Genomic DNA, 20498 nt, shown 5'->3' with positions numbered 1-20498 from the left:
TATATTTATTTTCTTTTAATGGCTCTACCAGTAATGCCAAATAACTCAGCAACTAAAGTAAAGCTATCATCTATTTCGTAATTATTTAATTTCTCTGTAGTAAAGTCTTTAAAGTGTGCATTTAAATCTAAACCTGCTGGCACTTTATAAACCCTTCCATCAATAACAATTTGCCTAAATTTAAAAAACATAATTTTACCCATGCTGATAAATGTGTCGCCTTCTAAAAGGTAAGAGTGAAAATTAACTCCACCTACACTAATGAAAGTAGGTATAAAATCACTATGAGTTTTTGAAGTATCATCACCTCGTTTCAATCGAGTTAAAAACTCTGCACAAGAACCTGAGGTTGCCTGGGCAAAAGATTCTATCATATCTACCCCTCTAAAAACACCAAAGTGGTCTTTTACATCAAAAGCTGTAGGCGTATAACTTGCAACAATACCATGATTAGGATCATGCCAATTGTATTCATTTACCAATAATTTACTTGGTCCGTGAATTAAAACTTTGTTAGGGGCAGTACCTACTAAATTTACTTCCATTAAAGTACTCCTCCGTTTATATTGATAGTACTTCCGTTGATAAATGATGCTTTGTCTGAAATTAAAAAAGCTAAAACTTGTGCAATTTCATCGGCTTTGCCAGCTCTTTTCAATGGAATATTTGCAACCAATTTATCTTGCTCTATTTGAGGGATTACTGCCGTCATTTCTGTTTCTATAAAACCTGGCGAAACACTGATTGCCCTAATTTGATTATTTTCGAAAAGTGCGCCAGCTTCCTTAGCTAATGATTTTGTGAATGCTGCAATACCTGCTTTTGTTGCCGAATAAACAGTTTGGTACGCATTCCCAGTATCGGCAACTAAAGAACTCATATTAATAATTACTCCTTTTTGTTTAACCGAAAAAATTTTGAATGCTGTTTTAGATATTTGAATTGGGGTTTTTAGATTAATTTGTATCGCATTATCAATTTCCCGCTCGGGCTGAAAAGATAAAGGTTTACTTACATTGATACCTGCGTTGTTAATTACTGCATATAAATCATCACCATGTTGTGCTTTAAGTTCTTTACAAAAAGCGGTAACTTCTTCAGGTTTAGAAAAATCGGCGGCTAAAATGTAATTGCCTTCTTTTAGGTGAGTGATATTTTCTGTTTTTGTAGCATGTAAAATTAGGCAGTAATCATCATTTAAAGCGTTTGCAATTGCTAATCCTAAACCTCTGCTTGCTCCTGTAATTAAAACTTTAGGTTTCCTCACTATTTTTTAAGTATTTTTTACTGTGTCAAAAATATAAATTATCAATGCATAAACAATTAATAATTTAACGTAAGGGTTAATTATCTATAATTTTTATCCAATAATGCTCCATAGTCACTGCAATTTTAACTTTATATAGGGTATTAATGTTGAATGGCTTAAAATAACATTCACCAGAATGTAAACCAAAATTCTATTTTTGCAAGCAAAAACAATTCAAATGAGCGAATCAAGAGGTCCAATTTCACAATTTATAGAAAAAAACTATTTGCATTTTAATGCTGCGGCATTAATGGATGCGGCTAAAGGTTATGAAACTCATTTAGCAGAAGGTGGAAAAATGATGATCACCTTAGCAGGAGCAATGAGTACCGCCGAGCTTGGTATTTCTTTAGCAGAAATGATTAGACAAGATAAAGTGGCTATTATTTCTTGTACAGGTGCCAATTTAGAAGAAGATATTATGAATTTGGTAGCACACTCTCATTACAAAAGAGTGCCAAATTATAGAGACTTAAGCCCACAAGATGAATGGGATTTATTAGAGAATCATTATAACAGGGTAACCGATACTTGTATCCCTGAGGAAGAGGCTTTTAGAAGGTTGCAAAAGCATATTCAAAAGATTTGGATGGATGCCGAAGCCGCTGGCGAACGTTATTTCCCTCATGAATACATGTATAAAATGCTTTTAAGTGGGGTTTTAGAACAATACTATGAAATTGATCCAAAAAATTCATGGATGTTGGCTGCCGCCGAAAAAAACTTGCCAATTGTAGTTCCAGGATGGGAAGATTCTACCATGGGTAATATTTTTGCGTCTTATGTGATTAAAGGTCAATTAAAAGCCAGCACCATGAAAAGTGGGATCGAATACATGACCTGGTTGGCAGATTGGTATCCGAAAAACTCTGAGGGTAAAGGTTTAGGCTTTTTCCAAATTGGTGGTGGTATTGCCGGAGATTTTCCTATTTGTGTAGTTCCAATGCTTTATCAGGATATGGAAATGGAAAATATTCCTTTCTGGAGTTATTTCTGCCAAATTTCAGATTCGACCACTTCTTATGGTTCTTATTCTGGAGCAGTTCCTAACGAGAAAATCACTTGGGGAAAGTTAGATATCCATACTCCAAAATTTATTGTAGAGTCTGATGCTACCATAGTTTGCCCACTTATTTTCGCTTGGATTTTAAGACAATAAATAATTTAAATCAAATTATAAAATCCAAAACAAAAGTGTGATTTGTGCTATTTCTATTAAAAGCTTTATTTTTTAATAGGAAGTGAGTTTTTTAACCTTGTTTAGAATGATTTTAAATTAGTAAAACAAGTCATCAAATTGTCAGGCAAAACGTAATTAATTATACTTTTGTGGTTCGAAAATGTGAGGTTAAACAATTAATCGAGCCTTTTTTTAAATCTTAATAATCAAATTTAGTGTATAACAAACTCAATATGAGAAACTTCTCATCTGATTTTAGAAGATTAATTAGATCCCTAACGGTGGTTTCGGCCATTACTTTAAGTTCGGTTGGGGTAATATTTGGTCAAGCAGTTCCTGCAGATACTTCAAAAACAGCAACACCAGCAGCAGCCGGTGCCGCAGCTCCAACCGGAGACGCGACAGCTGGAGAAGCTTTATGGACCGCCAATTGTGTTTCATGCCATGCGCTCAATAAAAGAGTATTGGGTCCGGCATTAGCTGGCGTTAACCAAAAGTATAACGATGAAGCGTATCTAATTAAATGGATTAAAAATTCTCCGGCAATGATTGCTGCGGGGGATAAACGAGCGGTAGCCATTTATGAAGAATACAACAAGGCAGCCATGTCCGTATTTCCTCAGTTCTCTGATGATGATGTAAAAAACATTTTAGCTTACATCCAAGTAGAGGGCGATAAGAAAGCAGCAGCTCCAGCAGCAACTGATGCAGGTGCAGCAGCTTCTACTGAAAGTGGCGGAATCAGTGACTTTATGTTAATTGGTTTAATTGCCGTTGTTATTATTGCTTTCTTGGTTATTTTGGTTTTAAACCGAGTAATTGGAACTTTAGAGCGACTGTTATTAAAAACAGATAGCAAAGTATTGCTTGAAGAAGAGGAAGAATTAGAAGGTGAAACAAAAGACAGATTTGCCGTAGTTAAGAAATTAGCAAAAAATAAGAAGTTTGTGTTTTTTGTAGTTTTAGCAGGTGTTATTACTTTAGCTTCTTTTGGATGGATGGGTTTATGGAATACAGGTATTCAAACTGGCTATCAGCCCGTACAACCTATTAAGTTTTCTCACCAGTTACATGCCGGAACCAATCAAATACAGTGTCAATACTGTCACTCTGGTGCATGGAAATCTAAGAATGCATCTATTCCATCACTTAACGTTTGTATGAACTGTCATAAATACGTTCAAGCAACAGAAAAGTATGATGGCGAAATTTCTCCAGAAATCAACAAAATCTACTCGGCTTTAGATTATAATCCAGAAACTCAAAAGTATGGTGAAAACCCAAGACCTATTGAGTGGGTAAGAATTCATAACCTTCCAGACTTAGCTTATTTTAACCACTCACAACACGTTAAAGTTGCAGGTATTGATTGTCAGAAATGTCACGGACCTATTCAAACTATGGAAGAAGTTTATCAATACTCTCCATTAACAATGAAATGGTGTATCAACTGTCATAAAGAAACTGAAGTTAAATATCAAGATAATGCTTATTACGATAAAGTAATTGCAGCTCATGATAAGATTAAAAAAGGTGAAAAAGTGACAGCGGCAGTGTTGGGTGGTTTAGAGTGTGGTAAGTGTCATTATTAATTAATTAGCATAAACAATTACAGTTTTATATAGCTTAAATGGAAAGCACAAAAAAATATTGGAAAGGTTTAGAGGAGATTAATAAAACTCCTGAGTTCGTAGAAAAGAATAAAAACGAATTTGCTGAATCTCTTCCTATTGAAGAATTATTGGAAGGTTCTGGCTTAAAAGCCGCTACACCTCGTAGAGATTTCTTAAAGGCAATGGGCTTTGGTTTAGGGGCGGTGAGTTTAGCAGCATGTAATGTTGCGCCGGTTCAAAAATCTATTCCTTATTTAATTAAGCCAGAAGAGATTACTCCAGGTATTCCAAATTATTATGCCTCAAGTTATAAAGGCGGAAGTATCTTGGTGAAAACCAGAGAAGGTCGCCCTATTAAAGTGGAGGGAAATCCAAACTGTATTATTAATAAAGGTGGATTAAGTGCTCAAGCTCAGGCTACAGTATTAGATCTTTATGATATTTCTAAATTGAAAGGCCCTTGGTTTAAAGGAGCAGAACAATCTTGGGAAGATATAGATCAACACGTAAAAGGAGAACTAAACAAGATTCAGGCATCAGGTAAAACCATTGCTATTGTAAGTTCAACTATTAATAGTCCTTCTTCTAAAGCAGTAATTGCAGATTTTACTACCCAGTTTCCTTCAACAAAGCATATTACTATTGATCCTGTTTCTTATGCAGGTATTATAACAGCTAATGAAGCTAGTTTTGGTAAAGCAGTATTGCCTCAATATCGTTTTGATAAAGCAAATGTTATTGTAAGTTTTGGTGCAGACTTTTTAGGATCATGGATTTCTCCGGTTCAGTTTACCAAGCAATATGTAAGTAACCGTGGTATGGCTTCTCTTAACGAGAAAAGAATGTCGAGACATATTCAGTTTGAAGCTGGAATGAGTATGACAGGTACCAATGCCGATTCTAGAATTGCTATTAAATTATCAGAAGAAGGTCCAGCGTTGCTCGCATTATATGCAGCCGTAACAGGATCAAGCTTAGGTAATTCTTCTTTAGGAGAAAATAAAGTTGCTGATAGCGCCATTAAATTAGCAGCAAAAGAACTGTTGAACGCAAAAGGAGCTGCATTAGTAGTAGCTGGTTCAAATGATGTAGCTACCCAAACTATTGTTAATGCTATTAACAGTGCATTAGGAAGTTACGGTACTACAATAGATTTAGACAATCCATCTTATCAATTTACTGGTAAAGAAGCAGATTTTAGCGTTTTATTAGCTGATATGAAAGCGGGTAAAGTTGGAGCAGTAATGTTTTTAGACGCTAATCCTGTTTACAGCCTTCCAAATACCAAAGAATTTGCTGAAGCTTTGAAAAAAGTTTCGCTAACCATTTCATTCTCTGATAGAGAAGATGAAACAGCTAGTTTATGTCAATTAATTGCTCCAAACCATAATTTCTTAGAATCTTGGGGAGATGCAAATGCAGTAGAAGGTTACTATTCATTGGTACAGCCAACTATTAATCCTATTTACAACACCCGTCAGGCAGAGCAAAGCTTATTGATATGGTCTAATAATCCTGTTTCGGATTATTACACTTACGTAAGAAACAACTGGGAAAAATCAGTTCTTTTAGCGGCAGGTAAGAAATGGGATGAGATTTTACAAAGCGGATTTGTTGTTTTGCCAGCCAAAGCTGTTGGAGCAACTGTTTTTGCAGGAAATGTAGCTGCTGCCGCTTCTTTTGTTTCGGCGCAAAGCAAATCTGTTGCTAAAGATGTTGAATTACATGTTTACCAATCTGTAGCAATAGGATCTGGTCAGCAAGCTAATAATCCATTATTACAAGAAACTCCAGATCCAGTATCTAAAGTAACTTGGGACAATTACGCAGCCTTAAATCCTAAGTATGCAGAGAGTTTAGGTCTTGCTCAATATGATGTAGTGACCTTAAAAGGTGGAGAGTATCAGATTGATTTACCAGTTCTTTTTCAACCTGGTCAAGCACAAGGTACTGTTTCTGTAGCTTTAGGTTACGGAAGAACTAAAGCCGGTAAAGTTGCAGATGGCGTAGGTCAAAATGCTTATCCATTTTTAGCGATGAGTAATGGTACGTTTCAATTTGCAAATAATGTAACTATCTCTAAAACTGGTGCAATTGAGGAATTGGCTCAAACACAAACTCACCATTCTTTTGAAGGAAGAAACATTATTCGTGAAGCCACTTTTGCGCAGTACAAAGAAGATGCAGCACATGGAAGTGGAAATCATGGTGCTAAACACGAGACTTACGATTTATGGAATAAGTACGAGCAACCAGGGCATAATTGGGTAATGGCAATTGATTTAAATGCTTGTACCGGTTGTGGCGCTTGTATTGTTGCTTGTAATACCGAAAATAATGTTCCGGTTGTAGGTAAAGATGAAGTTCGTCGCAGAAGAGATATGCACTGGATTCGTATAGATCGTTACTACACTTTCAACGAAGAAGGCAAGCAAATTACTGAAGAGAAAGAAATTGATCATATAGAAGGTAGAATGGAAAACGTATCTGTTGTTCATCAGCCAATGATGTGTCAACATTGCGAACATGCACCTTGTGAAACTGTTTGTCCGGTTTTAGCAACTGTTCACTCTACAGAAGGTTTAAACCACATGGCTTATAACCGTTGTGTAGGTACAAGATATTGTGCAAATAACTGTCCATACAAAGTGCGTCGTTTCAACTGGTTTAACTACTGGAATGATTCTCGTTTTGATAATTACCTAAATAATGAATTCACACAATTAGTATTAAATCCTGATGTTACTACACGTTCTCGTGGGGTGATGGAAAAATGCTCTATGTGTATTCAAAGAATTCAAGCTGGTAAATTAAAAGCTAAGATTGAGAAAAGACCTTTAGTAGATGGAGACGTTAAAGTTGCTTGTCAACAAACTTGTCCGGCCAATGCTATTGTATTTGGAGATGCTAATGATCCTAATTCAGAGGTTTCAAAAGCTTTGAAAAATGAAAGAACCTACTATGTATTGGAAGAAATAAATGTACAGCCAGGTGTAGGTTATATGACAAAAATTACCAACACTGGATTACAAGAAGCTTAATATTTAAAAGATATAAATTAAGATATGGCATCTCATCACGAATCAATATTAAGAGAACCGTTAATTACAGGTAAAAACATTACTTATTCTAGAATTACAGAAGAAGTATTGATGCCTGTAGAAAACAAGCCAAATAGAGCTTGGTGGATAGGTTTTATTGTTGCAGCAGCAGGAGCGGGTCTTTGGTTGTTTGCAGTAAGTTATACTTTCTGGTACGGTATCGGATCATGGGGATTAAATAAAACTGTAGGTTGGGCTTGGGATATTACAGGTTTCGTATGGTGGGTAGGTATTGGTCATGCGGGAACATTAATCTCAGCTGTACTATTACTCTTCCGTCAAAACTGGCGTAATTCTATTAACCGATCAGCAGAAGCAATGACCATTTTTGCGGTAATATGTGCGGCTACTTATGTAGTTTCTCACATGGGTCGTCCTTGGTTAGCTTATTGGCCTTTACCACTTCCAAATCAGTTTGGATCATTATGGGTTAACTTTAACTCTCCATTAGTATGGGACGTTTTTGCAATCTCCACCTATTTCTCGGTTTCATTAGTGTTCTGGTATGTTGGTTTATTGCCTGACATTGCAACTATTAGAGATAGAGCGACAGGCTTAAGAAGAAAAATTTATTCTATCATGTCTTTTGGATGGAATGGATCAGTAAAAACTTGGCAAAGATTTGAGATAGTATCTCTTGTTTTAGCAGGTGTTTCTACACCTTTGGTACTTTCTGTACATACTATTGTATCTATGGACTTTGCAACATCGGTTATCCCCGGATGGCATACTACAATTTTCCCTCCTTACTTTGTTGCTGGAGCAATTTTCTCTGGTTTTGCAATGGTGCAAACACTTTTATTAGTCACTAGAAAAGTATTAGGATTAGAGAATTACATCACCATGTTCCATATTGAATCAATGAACAAAATCATTGTATTAACAGGTTCAATTGTTGGGGTGGCTTATTTAACTGAATTATTTATTGCATGGTATTCAGGTGCTGAGTATGAACAATATGCTTTCTTAAATAGAGTTTCTGGTCCTTACGCTTGGGCATATTGGATTATGATGACTTGTAACGTTATTACCCCACAGTTATTCTGGTTTAAGAAAGTGAGAACTAATATTCCATTATCTTGGATATTATCTATCGTCGTAAATATTGGGATGTGGTTTGAGCGTTTCGTAATTATTGTAACTTCTTTACACCGAGATTATTTGCCATCAAGTTGGGCTATGTTTTATCCTACATGGGTAGATATTTCAATCTTTATTGGTTCAATAGGTGTGTTCTTTACTTTGTTCTTATTGTTTATAAGAGTATTACCTTCAGTAGCTATGGCCGAAGTGAGGTTACTAGTAAAATCTTCTTCAGAACAAGCTAAGAAAAAATTAATGGCAGAAGGAAAAGTGAAAGCTCATGAGGCAGAATACTATGTAGAGTCTTTAGAGAAATATGATAGTGTTGAACAAGCAGAATACGAAAAAATTTAAAAATGAGTAATATCAAATATATTTTAGGCCTTTTTGAAGATCCTGATGATATGATGCATGGGATTGATCAACTTCAAAAAAATAACATCAGTATTTATGATGTTTTTACCCCAATGCCTATTCACGGAATTGAAGATAAATTAGGAGTAAAGAGAAGCAGACTTCCAATTGTTGCATTTTGCTGTGGTATCACAGGAACAATAACAGCATTAAGTTTAATGTACTTTACCATGGCTGTTGATTGGCCAATGAATATTGGTGGTAAACCAAATTTTGCTTTACCAGATTTTATTCCAATTACTTTTGAGCTTACTGTTTTATTTTGTGCTTTTGGAATGGTTGGTGCGTTCTTTTTTAAAAACCACTTTTTCCCAGGCAGAGCACCCAGAGTAATGGAATTAAGAGCTTCGGCTGATAGATTTGTAATTGCAATTGAAGCTAACAAAGGTTTTGATGCAGATAAAATTGACAGTTTATTAAAAGAGGCTGGAGCTATAGAAATTAAACACAACGATAGAAAGTATGTTAGTTATGAATAAGGCAAATATATTTAGTTTAATTTTTGTAGGAATAGCAGTAGCTGCTATACTAAGTTCTTGTCAGGATAAGAGAAGTAGAGGATTAGAATACGCACCTAATATGTACTATCCTATAGCTTTTAACCCAGATCAAAAGAATAAGAATTTTGCAGATGGTAAAACAGCACAATTGCCGCCAAATAATACAACTCCGGTAGGTTTTACTCGCTATGATCAGTTTGCAGATACACCAGAAGGTTATTTAGAGGCAAGTAATAATATGGTTAATCCTTTAGTTGTAAATAAGAAAAACTTATTAGAAGGTCAACAACTATATATTGCTATGTGCGCTCCATGTCATGGAGAAAAAGGTGCCGGTAATGGTAAAATTGTTGAATTAGGTAAATATCCTGCACCTCCCGCTTACGCATCTGGTATGTCATCAAGAGGTGGAGCAATGAAAGATTTAACCGACGGTAAAATTTATCATACAATGCAATACGGTTTAAATTTAATGGGATCATACGCTTCTCAACTATCTCCAGAAGAAAGATGGAAAGTAGTAATGTACGTTCACGAATTACAAAAAGGACAATAATAGATTAAAATAATGGGAGCTCATCTTCAGACATATAATTTTTCAGAACAATTTGACTTTAGTGGCAAAGTAAAAACACTAAGTATAGTTGCTATTCTTGTTGGTATTGCTGCAATTGCTTATGGTTTTATTTCAGGCCATGCAGAGCGTACATTTCTTAACTTATTATTAATGAGTTATTATTTTACCTGTGTTTGTGCGGCAGGTTTATTTTTTCTTGCGGTTCAGTTTGTGGCACAAGCTGGTTGGTCGGCAGGTTTACTTAGAGTTCCTCAGGCATTTGCCAGAGTGTTACCTTTTGCTAGTTTAATTCTTATCGCTGTTGTAACCACAGGATTGCTTACTCATAATCTTTATCACCATTGGGCTGAAGAAGGATTGTCAGATCCTAATAGTCCAAATTATGATGCTTTAATTGCTGGTAAATCTGCTTATCTTAATGTGCCTTTCTTTATTACAAGATTGGTTATATTTTTAGCGAGTTACAGTTTTTTCGCAGTTTTAATTACTAAACTATCTACTAACGAAGATTTGATAGGTGGTTTATCATCTTACAAGAGAAGTATTAAAAATTCCGCTATATTTTTAGTGATTTTTGGATTCACTACCCCAATTTGGGCATTTGATGTGATCATGTCTTTAGAGGCACATTGGTTCTCTACCATGTTTGGATGGTATAATTTTGCTGCCATGTGGGTTTCTGGGATGGCAACTATTGCTATCACTGTTATTCTTCTAAGAAAGGCTGGTTATTTAGGCTGGTTAAACGAAAGTCACTTACATGATTTAGGAAAGTTTGTTTTTGCTTTCTCTATTTTTTGGACGTACATCTGGTTTTCTCAATTCCTTTTGATTTATTACGCAAACATTCCTGAAGAAACAGTGTATTTCTATAAGAGATGGGAACCAAAATTTTTACCATACTTCTGGTTAAATCTAGTCGTTAACTTTTTAGCCCCTCTTTTAATTTTAATGACAAGAGATGCTAAAAGAAAAGCAAATGTGTTACTTGCAATATGTATCATACTAGTTTGCGGTCACTGGTTAGATTATTATATGATGATTATGCCAGGTACATTAGGTGAAGAATCTGGATTTGGAATTATTGAAATTGGTACAGCTTTAGGATTTGTTGGCTTGTTTGCTTTTTCTATGTTAACTAGTTTAAGTAAAGTTTCGCTAGCGCCAAAAAATCACCCATTTTTAGAAGAAAGTATAAATCATCACATTTAAGCATTAATAAGATTCGATTAATAAAATGGATATAAAAAAATATTTCAACCCGAAATTATTATTATCATTTTTAATGGTATTAGGACTTTCACTTCATCAAGCGATGGCTCAAGTAGCTGGAGCAGCAGATGTGGTGGATAAAAATGAAGGTCTAGGAAAAATGGTAGGTTATTACTTGCTATTGTTTCTTCTTGCTTGTGTATTTATCGGAATTATTGGTAAAGTATTACAGGTTTACGAATTAACCCGCAAGATACAAGGAAAAAAAGAAGGTATTTCTTGGGATAAAGTGAACGGATATATTTTTGTTGTTGCTTTAATTGCAGGTTTATATGGTTCATATTGGTCTTATACTGTACAAGGAGCTCAAATTTTACCAGATGCAGCCTCAGAACATGGAGAAAAAATTGACTCTATGTTTAATATTACCTTAATTATTACAACAATTGTATTTGTAATAACACACATTCTTTTATTTCTTTTTGCATACAAATACAAACACAGCACTAAGAAAAAAGCCTACTACTTAGCCCACAACAATACTTTAGAAAAGTACTGGACTATTATTCCTGCTATTGCTTTAACTATTTTGGTATTGATGGGTTTTTTCACTTGGAGAGGCATTACTAACATATCAAAAGGTGATATGCAAGCTGCAATTCAAGTAGATGTAACTGCGCACCAATTTGCTTGGGATGTTAGATACGGTGGTAAGGATAACCAAAATGGAAAAAAGAACTATAAGTTAGTTGGAAGTTTAAATGGCTTAAACAATTTAGGCTTAGACTTAGCTGATAGTAAAAATTACGATGATTTAAAGGTGACGGAAATTGTACTTCCTGTTAATAAATCGGTAAGATTTACATTAGGTTCTCAAGATGTTTTACATAGTTTTTACATGCCCCATTTTAGAGTCCAAATGAACTGTGTACCAGGTATGGCTACTTACTTTCAATTTACTCCAAAAATTACTACGGCAGAAATGAGAGAAAAAACAAACGATCCTAAATTTAGTTATCAGTTATATTGTGCTAAAATTTGTGGTGGTTCTCATTACAACATGAAGTTTGCTGTTAGAGTAGTTTCAGAAAAAGAATATGCGGCTTGGTTAAAAGATCAAAAGCCAATTGTTACTGAAGAAATGAAAAAAGTATATCAGTTAGCGATGAAAGAAGACATCAAAAGCGAAAACAATAAAATTGCATTAAACAATTAAGAAAAACTGAAGGAGATTATGTCAACAATTGCAATTCATAACCCAGCCGCATCCCATCATGATGATCATTCACATGCTCATCACAAAGAAACCTTCTTAACTAAATATGTTTTTAGTCAAGATCATAAGATGATTGCCAAGCAATTTCTGATTACAGGTATCATCATGGGTGTAATAGCCATGGGAATATCTATACTTTTCAGAATTCAACTCGCTTACCCAGATGAAAGTTTTCCATTATTAGAAGTATTATTAGGGAAATTTGCACCAGAAGGAAGATTAGACTCTAACTTTTACCTTTCACTTGTTACTATACATGGAACTATTATGGTTTTCTTTGTATTAACAGCAGGTTTAAGTGGAACTTTCTCTAACCTTTTAATACCATTACAGTTAGGAGCAAGAGATATGGCTTCTCCTTTTATGAACATGCTTTCTTACTGGTTCTTTTTTACTGCCAGTGTGATTATGTTATCTACTTTCTTTATCGAAACTCAACCTGCGGGAGCCGGCTGGACTATTTATCCGCCACTTTCGGCATTGCCACAAGCTATGCCAGGTTCAGGTTTAGGAATGACGATGTGGTTAATATCTATGGTATTATTTGTTGCATCATCTTTAATGGGTGGTATCAATTATGTTTCTACCGTATTAAACATGCGTACTAAAGGTATGGATTTATGGAAAATGCCATTAACTATTTGGGCATTCTTTTTAACAGCTATCGTAGGTATCTTGTCTTTCCCGGTTTTGGTTGCGGCAGTAGTACTATTAATTTTCGATCGTAGTTTTGGAACTTCATTTTACCTTTCAGATATCGTTATTCAAGGACAAGTATTACCAAATGAAGGTGGAAGTCCGGTTTTATGGCAACATTTATTCTGGTTCTTGGGTCACCCAGAGGTTTATATCGTTTTGATGCCGGCTTTAGGAATCACATCAGAAGTAATTGCCACTAATTCACGTAAACCTATTTTTGGTTACCACGCCATGGTTTATTCATTAATTGGGATTACAGTACTATCATTTATTGTATGGGGTCACCATATGTTTGTAACAGGTATGAATCCTTTCTTAGGAGGCGTATTTATGATTACCACATTAATTATCGCGGTTCCATCTGCGGTAAAAACCTTTAATTATTTAGCTACACTTTGGAGAGGGAATATAAGATTTACACCAGCTATGCTTTTTGCTATTGGTTTGGTTTCTTTCTTTATCTCTGGCGGTTTAACCGGTATTTTCTTAGGTAACGCAGCTTTAGACATCAATTTACATGATACTTATTTTGTAGTAGCTCACTTTCACTTGGTAATGGGTTCTGCTGCAATATTTGGTATGCTTTCAGGAATCTATCATTGGTTCCCTAAAATGTTTGGTAGAATGATGAATGCTAAATTAGGTTATTTGCATTTTTGGTTAACCTTCATTTCTGCTTATTTGGTGTTTTTCCCAATGCACTTTATGGGATTAGACGGAGTACCTCGTAGATACTACGCTTTCACTGAATTTGAATCTATGGCTGAGTGGTTATCAGTTAATAAATTTATCACTTGGGCTGCTATATTAGGAGCGGTTGCGCAGGCAGCATTTTTGTATAATTTCTTTTACTCTATATTCTTTGGTAAGAAAGCAACACAAAATCCTTGGGAGTCAACAACTTTAGAATGGACTACCCCGGTAGAACATTTACATGGTAACTGGCCAGGTGAAATACCAACAGTTTATCGTTGGCCTTATGATTACAGCAAACCAGGTCATGAAACAGACTTTATTATGCAAACTACACCTCACTCTCAAACAATGAGTTCTAATCTTGCACATGATTTCGAAGGAAATGAAGAGGCAGAAAGAATCCAAAGTAAATGGGATACTGAACATAATAATATCAACAATACAGAAGAAGTAAAGTAACCTCTTTATTGGTGTTGTAAATCTATTGGGGTATCTAGTATTTAATTACAGATACCCCAATTTTTATCTTAGCAAAATGTATTCTAAAGCTGAAAAGCGATTTTTAAGAATTAATTTTATTTCTATCCTATCGCTCTTCTTACTTATTCTTGCAGGAGGGATAGTGAGAAGTTCAGGTTCTGGTATGGGATGCCCAGATTGGCCTAAATGTTTCGATCAATATATTCCACCAACAGATATTTCTCAATTACCCAAAGATTATCAAGAGAAATATGTTACCGAAAGATTAGCTAAGAATGAACGTTTTGCCAAGCTATTAGACAAAGCAGGCTACAAAGATTTAGCTTTTAAAATCAGAAATGATGAAAGTATTAAAGTTCCAGAAGAATTTAATCCTGTTAAAACCTATACGGAATACATTAACAGATTAATTGGTGCGCTTACTGGGATATTTTTAGTGTTAACGTGTTTTTATGCCTGGGGCATTAGAAAAGCAAGAGGAAGGGTTTTTTGGATAAGTTTGGCTAATATACTTTTAGTTGTATTTCAAGCTTGGTTAGGTTCTATTGTGGTTTCTACCAATTTAGTTGCTTGGATTATCACTATACACATGCTGGTTGCCATTCTTATTCTTGCGGTTTCTATTTACACTTATCATGATATAAAGTCTCTTAGAAATGAATCTTTACTGACTAAGAAAGCAGGCTGGTTGGTTAAATTTGTGTCGTTGTTAACGGTAATCATTTCAATTGTTCAAATCACTATCGGAACAGAAGTTAGAGAAGCTGTAGATGCTGTACAGGATTTTTTTCCAGAGCTTAAAAGAGAAGAGTGGTTAGACGAAGTAGGAAGAATTTTTGTTTACCACAGAGATATTGCCTTGCTTGTAGTATTGCTAAATACATTGTTGTATTTTCTACTGAGGCGCAAAGTAATTCAGAAAGAGGTGATGAATACAGCCTATTTTGTAGGATTGCTAATTGCCTTACAAATTGTTACAGGTTTAGCCTTAAGTAATTTTGCTTTGGCGCCATGGGCACAAGCTACACATGTTTTATTTGCTACAGTACTTTTTGGAGCACAATTTTATTTGCTGTTAATTTTTAAGAATAAACAAGATTTTATTAAATAAGAAGTAGTGGGGGTGTTTTTAAAAGATTTTAAAAATTTAGTCAAACTAAGGTTGACATTGTTAGTGGTTTTCTCTGCTTCTATTTCATTTCTTATTGGAACTGATGGAGACATAAATTGGATAAACTGGCTAAAATTAATTATTGGTGGTTTTTTGGTGACTTCAGCTGCCAACGGATTTAATGAGATCATAGAGAAAGATCTAGATAAACTTATGACTAGAACAGCCGATAGACCTTTACCTTCTGGTAGGATGAACAATGGGCAGGCTTTAGTATTGAGTTTATTGATGGGTATTTTTGGCACCTACTTATTAGGGAGTTTAAATTATCTAACAGGCATATTATCTGTTTTTTCTATATTATTTTATGCATTTATTTACACTCCTTTAAAAAGGAAAACACCTATTGCAGTTTTTGTTGGAGCTATTCCTGGTGCCTTGCCTCCTTTAATTGGTTATGTTGCCGCACATGGTAAAATAGATCATATTGCATTAATTTTATTTGGGATACAGTTTGTATGGCAATTCCCTCATTTTTGGGCCATAGCATGGGTATTAGATGATGATTACAAGAAAGCAGGATTTAGATTATTGCCTACCACCAAAAGAGATAAAATTAGTGCCATCATCACTTTCATATCCACTATTATTTTGATACCGGTGAGTTTATTACCCACTTTTTATGGTTTTGGAGGCTATACGATAGCGGTGGTATCTGTAATTTGTGGATTAATTTTTTGTTACCAAGCATTAACCTTGGTTAGAAAACTAGATGTTAAATCTGCAAGAAGACTCATGTTTGGTAGTTTTATTTATTTACCAATTGTACAATTAGTTTTACTTTTTAATTTAAAATAGAAATATGCAAAGTATGAATAACGAAGTAGATAGGTATAATTTGCAGCCTAAGAAGTTTATCATGTGGTTATTTATGATATCTTCTATTATCTTTTTTGCAGGCCTAACCAGCGGATTTATTGTGTATTCTGGAGATGGAGCTGGCAAATCTTTAAATGTGCCTTTGCCAAAAGCTTTTATTTATAGTACTGTAATTATCATCATCAGCAGCTTTACTTTACATTGGTCTTATTTGCAAACCAAAAGACTAAAGTTTGAAGGGCAGAAGCTAGGTTTATGGATTACCCTAGTTTTAGGACTAGTTTTTATTGGAATGCAAATTTATGGATGGGCGGTTTGGACCGATTTGGGCATATTTTTTATAAATTCTAATGCCTCCATCAGTTTTGTTTATGTATTCACTTTAACCCATATTTTACACATAATTGCGGGTTTAATCATCATTCTAACCGCTTTAGCTAGTAGTTATAAAAAATTGCCTAACGTTACAAATCTCTTTAGAATGGAAATTGCCTCAATATTTTGGCATTTTGTAGATATTTTATGGATTTATTTGTACGTTTTCTTACTTTTGAGCCAGTAAAAATTTTACTTAAAATTTACAACCTATAATATTTGATGGACACGATAGCAAAATTAGACGAAGTTAAAACCACTCCTTGGAGCGGAGGAAGATCTCCATTCTCTGTAGAGTACGGTAAACTGATGATGTGGTTTTTTCTTTTATCAGATGCATTTACCTTTTCTGCATTCTTAATTTATTATGGAGCACAACGTTTCAGTAAATTTACTTGGCCAGATCCAGATTTGGTTTTTCAATCAATTCCCGGCATTACAGATTCAGGAGCTCCCTTAGTATTCGTAGGGATTATGACTTTTATCTTAATTATGAGTTCGGTTACCATGGTTTTAGCAGTTGAAGCTGGTCACCGTAATTCTAAAAAAGAAGTAGTTTGGTGGATGGTTGCTACTATTATTGGCGGATTCATGTTTTTAGGTTGCCAAGCTTTAGAATGGTCTCATTTACACCACGAAGGATTTTGGTGGGGAACTATTCCTAATGCAGAAACAATTAAAGAACTAGGCGCCGATGGAGTGAGTGCCCAGCAATTCTCTAATTTATTTTTTACCATCACGGGTTTTCATGGTTTCCACGTTTTCTCTGGGGTAATCATTAATATCATTATTTTAATTATGACAATGGTAGGCGTTTTTGAAAGACGTGGTCATTATTTAATGGTAGAAAAAGTAGGTCTTTACTGGCACTTTGTTGATTTGGTTTGGGTATTTGTTTTTACCTTCTTTTATTTAGTATAATTTATTTTAAATACATAAGCAATGTCTTCTGAAAATACAAACCTAGAACATGCCGGAGAGCATGAAACCATGTCTAAAAGTAGAATATGGAAAGTTTTTTTCATTCTTTTAGCCATTACGGTTGTAGAATTTATTATCGCATTAGCAATACCAGATACAGTATTGCCACATGGGATTAAAAACTTTCTTTATGTTGCTTTAACTTTAGTAAAAGCATATTATATAGTTGCATTTTTTATGCACCTTAAATTCGAAAAATACGCCCTCATTGTTGGTATTCTCGTTTCTTTCATCTTCATCATTTACTTTATTATTTTGATGCTTACAGAAGGAGATTATATGAATAGCCATATGAATATATGAGTAATCGTAAATTTCCTATTTTAAAAATTTTAATCCTGGTAACCATATTAGCGGTACCAGGATTTTTATATTATTTACTTCAGGCTAAAGGTAAAAACAGGTATAAACCATTACCTATTTACGGCCCTAAAGAAGTTGCGGCTACCTTTAAAACCAAAAGAGGTAAAAAAATACCCGATACCATTTATCACCAAATAGCTGATGTTAAATTTTTAACTGGTAATGGAGATTCTTTAGATTTAGCTGATATCAAAAAGCAGTTGTTGATAGTGAATTTCTTTTACAGTAGAAATAACGATCCTGCGAAGGCAATGAATGAGCAGCTTAAAAGCTTAAACAGTGAATACGAAACAAATTCAATGATTAGGTTTTTATCTATTTCTGTAGATCCTTTTTTTGATACTAAAGACGTTTTAAAAAGTTATGCCCAAACCATCGGCGCAAAGCCTAATAAATGGGATTTTGTAGTTGCGGATACCTCAATAGTTTATCCATTAGCTAAAAAAGATTTCTTTGTAAATGTGTTGAAGCCAAATAATAATGGTGATGATTTTGTTTTTAGCGATCAATTTATTTTGTTAGATGCCGATCACAGAATTAGAGGATATTATATTGGAACTTCAAGAGATGAAGTGAAAAGATTAAGTGACGAGATTAAAGTTTTAATCACAGAAGAATTAAGGAAAATTAAAGCAGAATTTTGAAACTGATTTAAATAATTAGTGTTTAGTAAATATGAGTGATAAAACAATATTCAGGTTAATAAGTGGCGTTTCTATTTTTGTTTTTTTGGTGGTGGTAATCTTAAATAGAAAACTTATTCCGGTAACTATTCCTACTCCAAATTTTGTTTATTTCTTGCCGACTTTAAATGCAATTATTAATGGTGCATGTAGTGTTTTACTATTAGTCTCTCTTTATTTTATTAAAAGAAAAGATATTAAAAACCACAAAAGAACCAATATCCTCACTTTTGTTTTATCATCTGGCTTTTTAGTTTCCTACATCGTTTTCCATTATTTCGCTCCTGAAACAAAGTTTGGAGATTCAGATCATAATGGTGTATTAAGTGCTGTAGAGATCATAAATGCGGGTAATTTAAGGTACGTTTATTACGTTATCTTAATTAGTCATATCATTTTGGCTGCGGGTGTTTTGCCTTTAATTTTATTGAGTTTTCATAAAGGGTTACAAATGCAAGTAGAGAAGCATAGAAAATTGGTGAGATGGAGTTTCCCAATCTGGCTTTATGTGACCACCACCGGAGTGATTGTTTATTTAATGATTTCTCCATATTACAATTTTTAATTTTTAAATATTTCAATTCATGAGAGTATTAAAAATAGTAGTGATTTTGTTTATTTTGATTAGTCCAGCATTATTGAGCACAAACGCTCAAGCGCAATGCGCCATGTGTACCGCTACAGTAGAATCTAACTTAAAAAGTGGTGGTACAACGGGTAGTGGTTTAAACAGCGGGATTATGTATTTACTAGCAGTTCCTTATTTAGCCATGGCTGCCATAGGCTTTTTATGGTATAAAAAATACAGGAAAAAGAACGTTGCCATTAACATAAAAGAGAATAAAATTCATTTAAACTAAGTGAAATTTAACAAATCTAATCCTGCCCAATGAGGCGGGATTTTTTATATTTGTATATGCCAAAAACACCAAAATTAACTGCAATGTTGCATGCAAAATGTCCACGATGCAGAAGAGGAGATTTGTTTAAAACATCAATGTACGGATTCAAATCGCAGAAGATGTTTGATGTTTGTCCGAAGTGTGGCATGCGATATGAAATTGAACCAGGATACTTTTATGCAGCCATGTATGTAGGTTATACCTTAAATGTAGCTTTAGCAGTAACTGTTGGAATTGCAACATATATGGTCACAAATGAATTGGAGTCTCCTTGGGTTTATATTATCACTATTCTACTGGCTAGTTTTATAACAGCCCCTATAAATTTTAGATATTCTCGGGTAATTTTATTGTATTGGCTTTCGCCGAAAGTAAAGTATGTAGCGCATTACGATCATGATTAAAAAGGAAACTTTAGCATTTGTAAACGATCTGATTGCGCATAATGATAGGGTTTGGTTTCAAGAGAATAAATCTCGTTATGATGATGCTAAAAAGAATGTTGATGATTTTGCTAATGTAATTATTGCCGAGCTCATCAAAACAGATGGCTCTATTCCCAAAGAAATTACTGCAAAGCAATGTGTGATGCGGATTTACAGGGATGTTAGATTTAGCAAAGATAAATCTCCCTATAAAAATAACTTTGGAATAGGTATTTCTGCCAGAGGAAAAGGAAATGATGGTGCAGGTTACTATATTCATATTCAGCCGGGTGCAAGTTTTGTAGCAGGTGGTTATTGGCTGCCGCAAGCAGAGCATTTAAAAGCCATCAGGCAAGAGATAGATTATAATACAGGTGATTTGCTTAAAGTTATTGATGATAAAGAATTTAAAGATTTTTTTGGGGGATTTGATAAAGAGCAAACATTGAAGACTACTCCTAAAGGATATGATGCAGAACATCCTTATATTGAAATTTTGAAATTAAAAAGTTTTACTGTTACTCATTCTTTTACAGATGAAGAGCTTATGGGCCCAAACGCTGTAGCAGCTGTTCTAAAAGGTTTAAAATTAATTTATCCACTAAACGTATTTTTATCACACGCCATTTTATAAAATCA

Annotated in this window: 21 protein-coding genes; 19 read left to right on the top strand and 2 right to left on the bottom strand. The window is 34.4% G+C overall.

Going from position 1 to position 20498, the window contains the following annotated elements:
- Positions 1–5 precede the first annotated feature (5 nt).
- Together FA046_RS00925 and FA046_RS00920 are read right to left on the bottom strand one after the other, a co-directional pair.
- Positions 6–545, bottom strand: a complete 540-nt coding sequence (locus FA046_RS00925; RefSeq protein WP_136824486.1) for a hypothetical protein — start codon at positions 543–545, stop codon at positions 6–8.
- Positions 545–1267 (bottom strand): SDR family NAD(P)-dependent oxidoreductase, encoded by a 723-nt coding sequence (locus FA046_RS00920; protein ID WP_136824485.1) that lies wholly within the window; start codon positions 1265–1267, stop codon positions 545–547. Before FA046_RS00920 ends, FA046_RS00925 begins: the two co-directional genes overlap by 1 nt.
- A 220-nt stretch (positions 1268–1487) precedes the next feature.
- Between FA046_RS00920 and FA046_RS00915 the strand changes: the two genes are divergently transcribed.
- From FA046_RS00915 to FA046_RS00825, 19 genes are all read left to right on the top strand, one after another.
- A complete protein-coding gene (locus FA046_RS00915) occupies positions 1488–2468 on the top strand; it encodes a deoxyhypusine synthase family protein (RefSeq protein ID WP_136824484.1) in 981 nt (326 codons plus the stop codon).
- A 254-nt stretch (positions 2469–2722) separates the two neighbouring features.
- Positions 2723–4081, top strand: coding sequence for a cytochrome c3 family protein (locus FA046_RS00910; RefSeq protein WP_136824483.1), 1359 nt, complete (start codon positions 2723–2725; stop codon positions 4079–4081).
- A 38-nt stretch (positions 4082–4119) separates the two neighbouring features.
- Entirely contained in the window at positions 4120–7143 is a 3024-nt protein-coding gene (locus FA046_RS00905) for a TAT-variant-translocated molybdopterin oxidoreductase (RefSeq protein WP_136824482.1), read from the top strand.
- A gap of 24 nt (positions 7144–7167) precedes the next feature.
- A complete protein-coding gene (gene nrfD, locus FA046_RS00900) occupies positions 7168–8640 on the top strand; it encodes an NrfD/PsrC family molybdoenzyme membrane anchor subunit (protein WP_136824481.1) in 1473 nt (490 codons plus the stop codon).
- Positions 8641–8642: 2 nt separating this feature from the next.
- A complete protein-coding gene (locus tag FA046_RS00895) occupies positions 8643–9179 on the top strand; it encodes a DUF3341 domain-containing protein (protein WP_136824480.1) in 537 nt (178 codons plus the stop codon).
- Positions 9172–9756, top strand: a complete 585-nt coding sequence (locus FA046_RS00890) for a c-type cytochrome (protein WP_136824479.1) — start codon at positions 9172–9174, stop codon at positions 9754–9756. Before FA046_RS00895 ends, FA046_RS00890 begins: the two co-directional genes overlap by 8 nt.
- 12 nt (positions 9757–9768) lie before the next feature.
- The gene (locus FA046_RS00885) at positions 9769–10989 is read left to right on the top strand and encodes a quinol:cytochrome C oxidoreductase (protein ID WP_136824478.1); all 1221 of its coding nucleotides are present in this window, start codon (positions 9769–9771) and stop codon (positions 10987–10989) included.
- Positions 10990–11014: 25 nt separating this feature from the next.
- Positions 11015–12205: a cytochrome c oxidase subunit II gene (locus FA046_RS00880; RefSeq protein WP_136824477.1), complete on the top strand. Its 1191-nt coding sequence runs from the start codon at positions 11015–11017 to the stop codon at positions 12203–12205.
- An 18-nt stretch (positions 12206–12223) separates the two neighbouring features.
- On the top strand, positions 12224–14119 hold the full coding sequence (locus FA046_RS00875; RefSeq protein ID WP_136824476.1) for a cytochrome c oxidase subunit I: 1896 nt from the start codon (positions 12224–12226) through the stop codon (positions 14117–14119).
- Between the two features lie 76 nt (positions 14120–14195).
- A complete protein-coding gene (locus FA046_RS00870) occupies positions 14196–15251 on the top strand; it encodes a COX15/CtaA family protein (protein ID WP_136824475.1) in 1056 nt (351 codons plus the stop codon).
- 6 nt (positions 15252–15257) lie between these two features.
- Entirely contained in the window at positions 15258–16109 is an 852-nt protein-coding gene (gene cyoE, locus FA046_RS00865) for a heme o synthase (RefSeq protein WP_136824474.1), read from the top strand.
- Positions 16110–16122: 13 nt separating this feature from the next.
- The gene (locus tag FA046_RS00860) at positions 16123–16692 is read left to right on the top strand and encodes a cytochrome c oxidase subunit 3 (protein ID WP_225870855.1); all 570 of its coding nucleotides are present in this window, start codon (positions 16123–16125) and stop codon (positions 16690–16692) included.
- A gap of 35 nt (positions 16693–16727) precedes the next feature.
- Positions 16728–17426 (top strand): cytochrome c oxidase subunit 3, encoded by a 699-nt coding sequence (locus FA046_RS00855; protein WP_205943585.1) that lies wholly within the window; start codon positions 16728–16730, stop codon positions 17424–17426.
- A 21-nt stretch (positions 17427–17447) separates the two neighbouring features.
- Positions 17448–17789: a cytochrome C oxidase subunit IV family protein gene (locus FA046_RS00850; RefSeq protein WP_136824471.1), complete on the top strand. Its 342-nt coding sequence runs from the start codon at positions 17448–17450 to the stop codon at positions 17787–17789.
- Positions 17786–18493, top strand: coding sequence for an SCO family protein (locus FA046_RS00845; protein ID WP_136824470.1), 708 nt, complete (start codon positions 17786–17788; stop codon positions 18491–18493). Before FA046_RS00850 ends, FA046_RS00845 begins: the two co-directional genes overlap by 4 nt.
- A gap of 31 nt (positions 18494–18524) precedes the next feature.
- Positions 18525–19097 (top strand): DUF420 domain-containing protein, encoded by a 573-nt coding sequence (locus tag FA046_RS00840; protein WP_136824469.1) that lies wholly within the window; start codon positions 18525–18527, stop codon positions 19095–19097.
- Between the two features lie 19 nt (positions 19098–19116).
- Positions 19117–19392 carry a hypothetical protein gene (locus FA046_RS00835; RefSeq protein ID WP_136824468.1) on the top strand — a complete coding sequence of 92 codons (276 nt, stop codon included), beginning with the start codon at positions 19117–19119 and terminating at the stop codon, positions 19390–19392.
- Positions 19393–19448: 56 nt separating this feature from the next.
- On the top strand, positions 19449–19838 hold the full coding sequence (locus FA046_RS00830; RefSeq protein ID WP_136824467.1) for a DUF983 domain-containing protein: 390 nt from the start codon (positions 19449–19451) through the stop codon (positions 19836–19838).
- Positions 19831–20493: a DUF2461 domain-containing protein gene (locus FA046_RS00825; RefSeq protein ID WP_136824466.1), complete on the top strand. Its 663-nt coding sequence runs from the start codon at positions 19831–19833 to the stop codon at positions 20491–20493. The genes FA046_RS00830 and FA046_RS00825 overlap by 8 nt, the downstream gene beginning before the upstream one ends.
- Positions 20494–20498 lie beyond the last annotated feature (5 nt).

It is taken from the genome of Pedobacter cryophilus (genome assembly GCF_005116455.1).
Classification (GTDB): Bacteria; Bacteroidota; Bacteroidia; order Sphingobacteriales; family Sphingobacteriaceae; genus Pseudopedobacter; species Pseudopedobacter cryophilum.
This window is presented reverse-complemented; position numbering and strand designations above follow the sequence as displayed.

Bases quoted from the DNA above. Each gene is read 5' to 3' on its own strand.
- FA046_RS00915 (WP_136824484.1), top strand. From the start codon at position 1,488: ATGAGCGAATCAAGAGGTCCAATTTCACAATTTATAGAAAAAAACTAT.
- FA046_RS00840 (WP_136824469.1), top strand. From the start codon at position 18,525: ATGAGTGATAAAACAATATTCAGGTTAATAAGTGGCGTTTCTATTTTT.
- FA046_RS00925 (WP_136824486.1), bottom strand. From the start codon at position 545: ATGGAAGTAAATTTAGTAGGTACTGCCCCTAACAAAGTTTTAATTCAC.
- FA046_RS00830 (WP_136824467.1), top strand. From the start codon at position 19,449: ATGCCAAAAACACCAAAATTAACTGCAATGTTGCATGCAAAATGTCCA.
- FA046_RS00860 (WP_225870855.1), top strand. From the start codon at position 16,123: ATGAATAACGAAGTAGATAGGTATAATTTGCAGCCTAAGAAGTTTATC.
- FA046_RS00905 (WP_136824482.1), top strand. From the start codon at position 4,120: ATGGAAAGCACAAAAAAATATTGGAAAGGTTTAGAGGAGATTAATAAA.
- FA046_RS00835 (WP_136824468.1), top strand. From the start codon at position 19,117: ATGAGAGTATTAAAAATAGTAGTGATTTTGTTTATTTTGATTAGTCCA.
- FA046_RS00845 (WP_136824470.1), top strand. From the start codon at position 17,786: ATGAGTAATCGTAAATTTCCTATTTTAAAAATTTTAATCCTGGTAACC.
- FA046_RS00850 (WP_136824471.1), top strand. From the start codon at position 17,448: ATGTCTTCTGAAAATACAAACCTAGAACATGCCGGAGAGCATGAAACC.
- FA046_RS00890 (WP_136824479.1), top strand. From the start codon at position 9,172: ATGAATAAGGCAAATATATTTAGTTTAATTTTTGTAGGAATAGCAGTA.
- FA046_RS00910 (WP_136824483.1), top strand. From the start codon at position 2,723: ATGAGAAACTTCTCATCTGATTTTAGAAGATTAATTAGATCCCTAACG.
- FA046_RS00825 (WP_136824466.1), top strand. From the start codon at position 19,831: ATGATTAAAAAGGAAACTTTAGCATTTGTAAACGATCTGATTGCGCAT.
- FA046_RS00870 (WP_136824475.1), top strand. From the start codon at position 14,196: ATGTATTCTAAAGCTGAAAAGCGATTTTTAAGAATTAATTTTATTTCT.
- FA046_RS00885 (WP_136824478.1), top strand. From the start codon at position 9,769: ATGGGAGCTCATCTTCAGACATATAATTTTTCAGAACAATTTGACTTT.
- FA046_RS00880 (WP_136824477.1), top strand. From the start codon at position 11,015: ATGGATATAAAAAAATATTTCAACCCGAAATTATTATTATCATTTTTA.
- FA046_RS00875 (WP_136824476.1), top strand. From the start codon at position 12,224: ATGTCAACAATTGCAATTCATAACCCAGCCGCATCCCATCATGATGAT.
- nrfD (WP_136824481.1), top strand. From the start codon at position 7,168: ATGGCATCTCATCACGAATCAATATTAAGAGAACCGTTAATTACAGGT.
- FA046_RS00855 (WP_205943585.1), top strand. From the start codon at position 16,728: ATGGACACGATAGCAAAATTAGACGAAGTTAAAACCACTCCTTGGAGC.
- FA046_RS00895 (WP_136824480.1), top strand. From the start codon at position 8,643: ATGAGTAATATCAAATATATTTTAGGCCTTTTTGAAGATCCTGATGAT.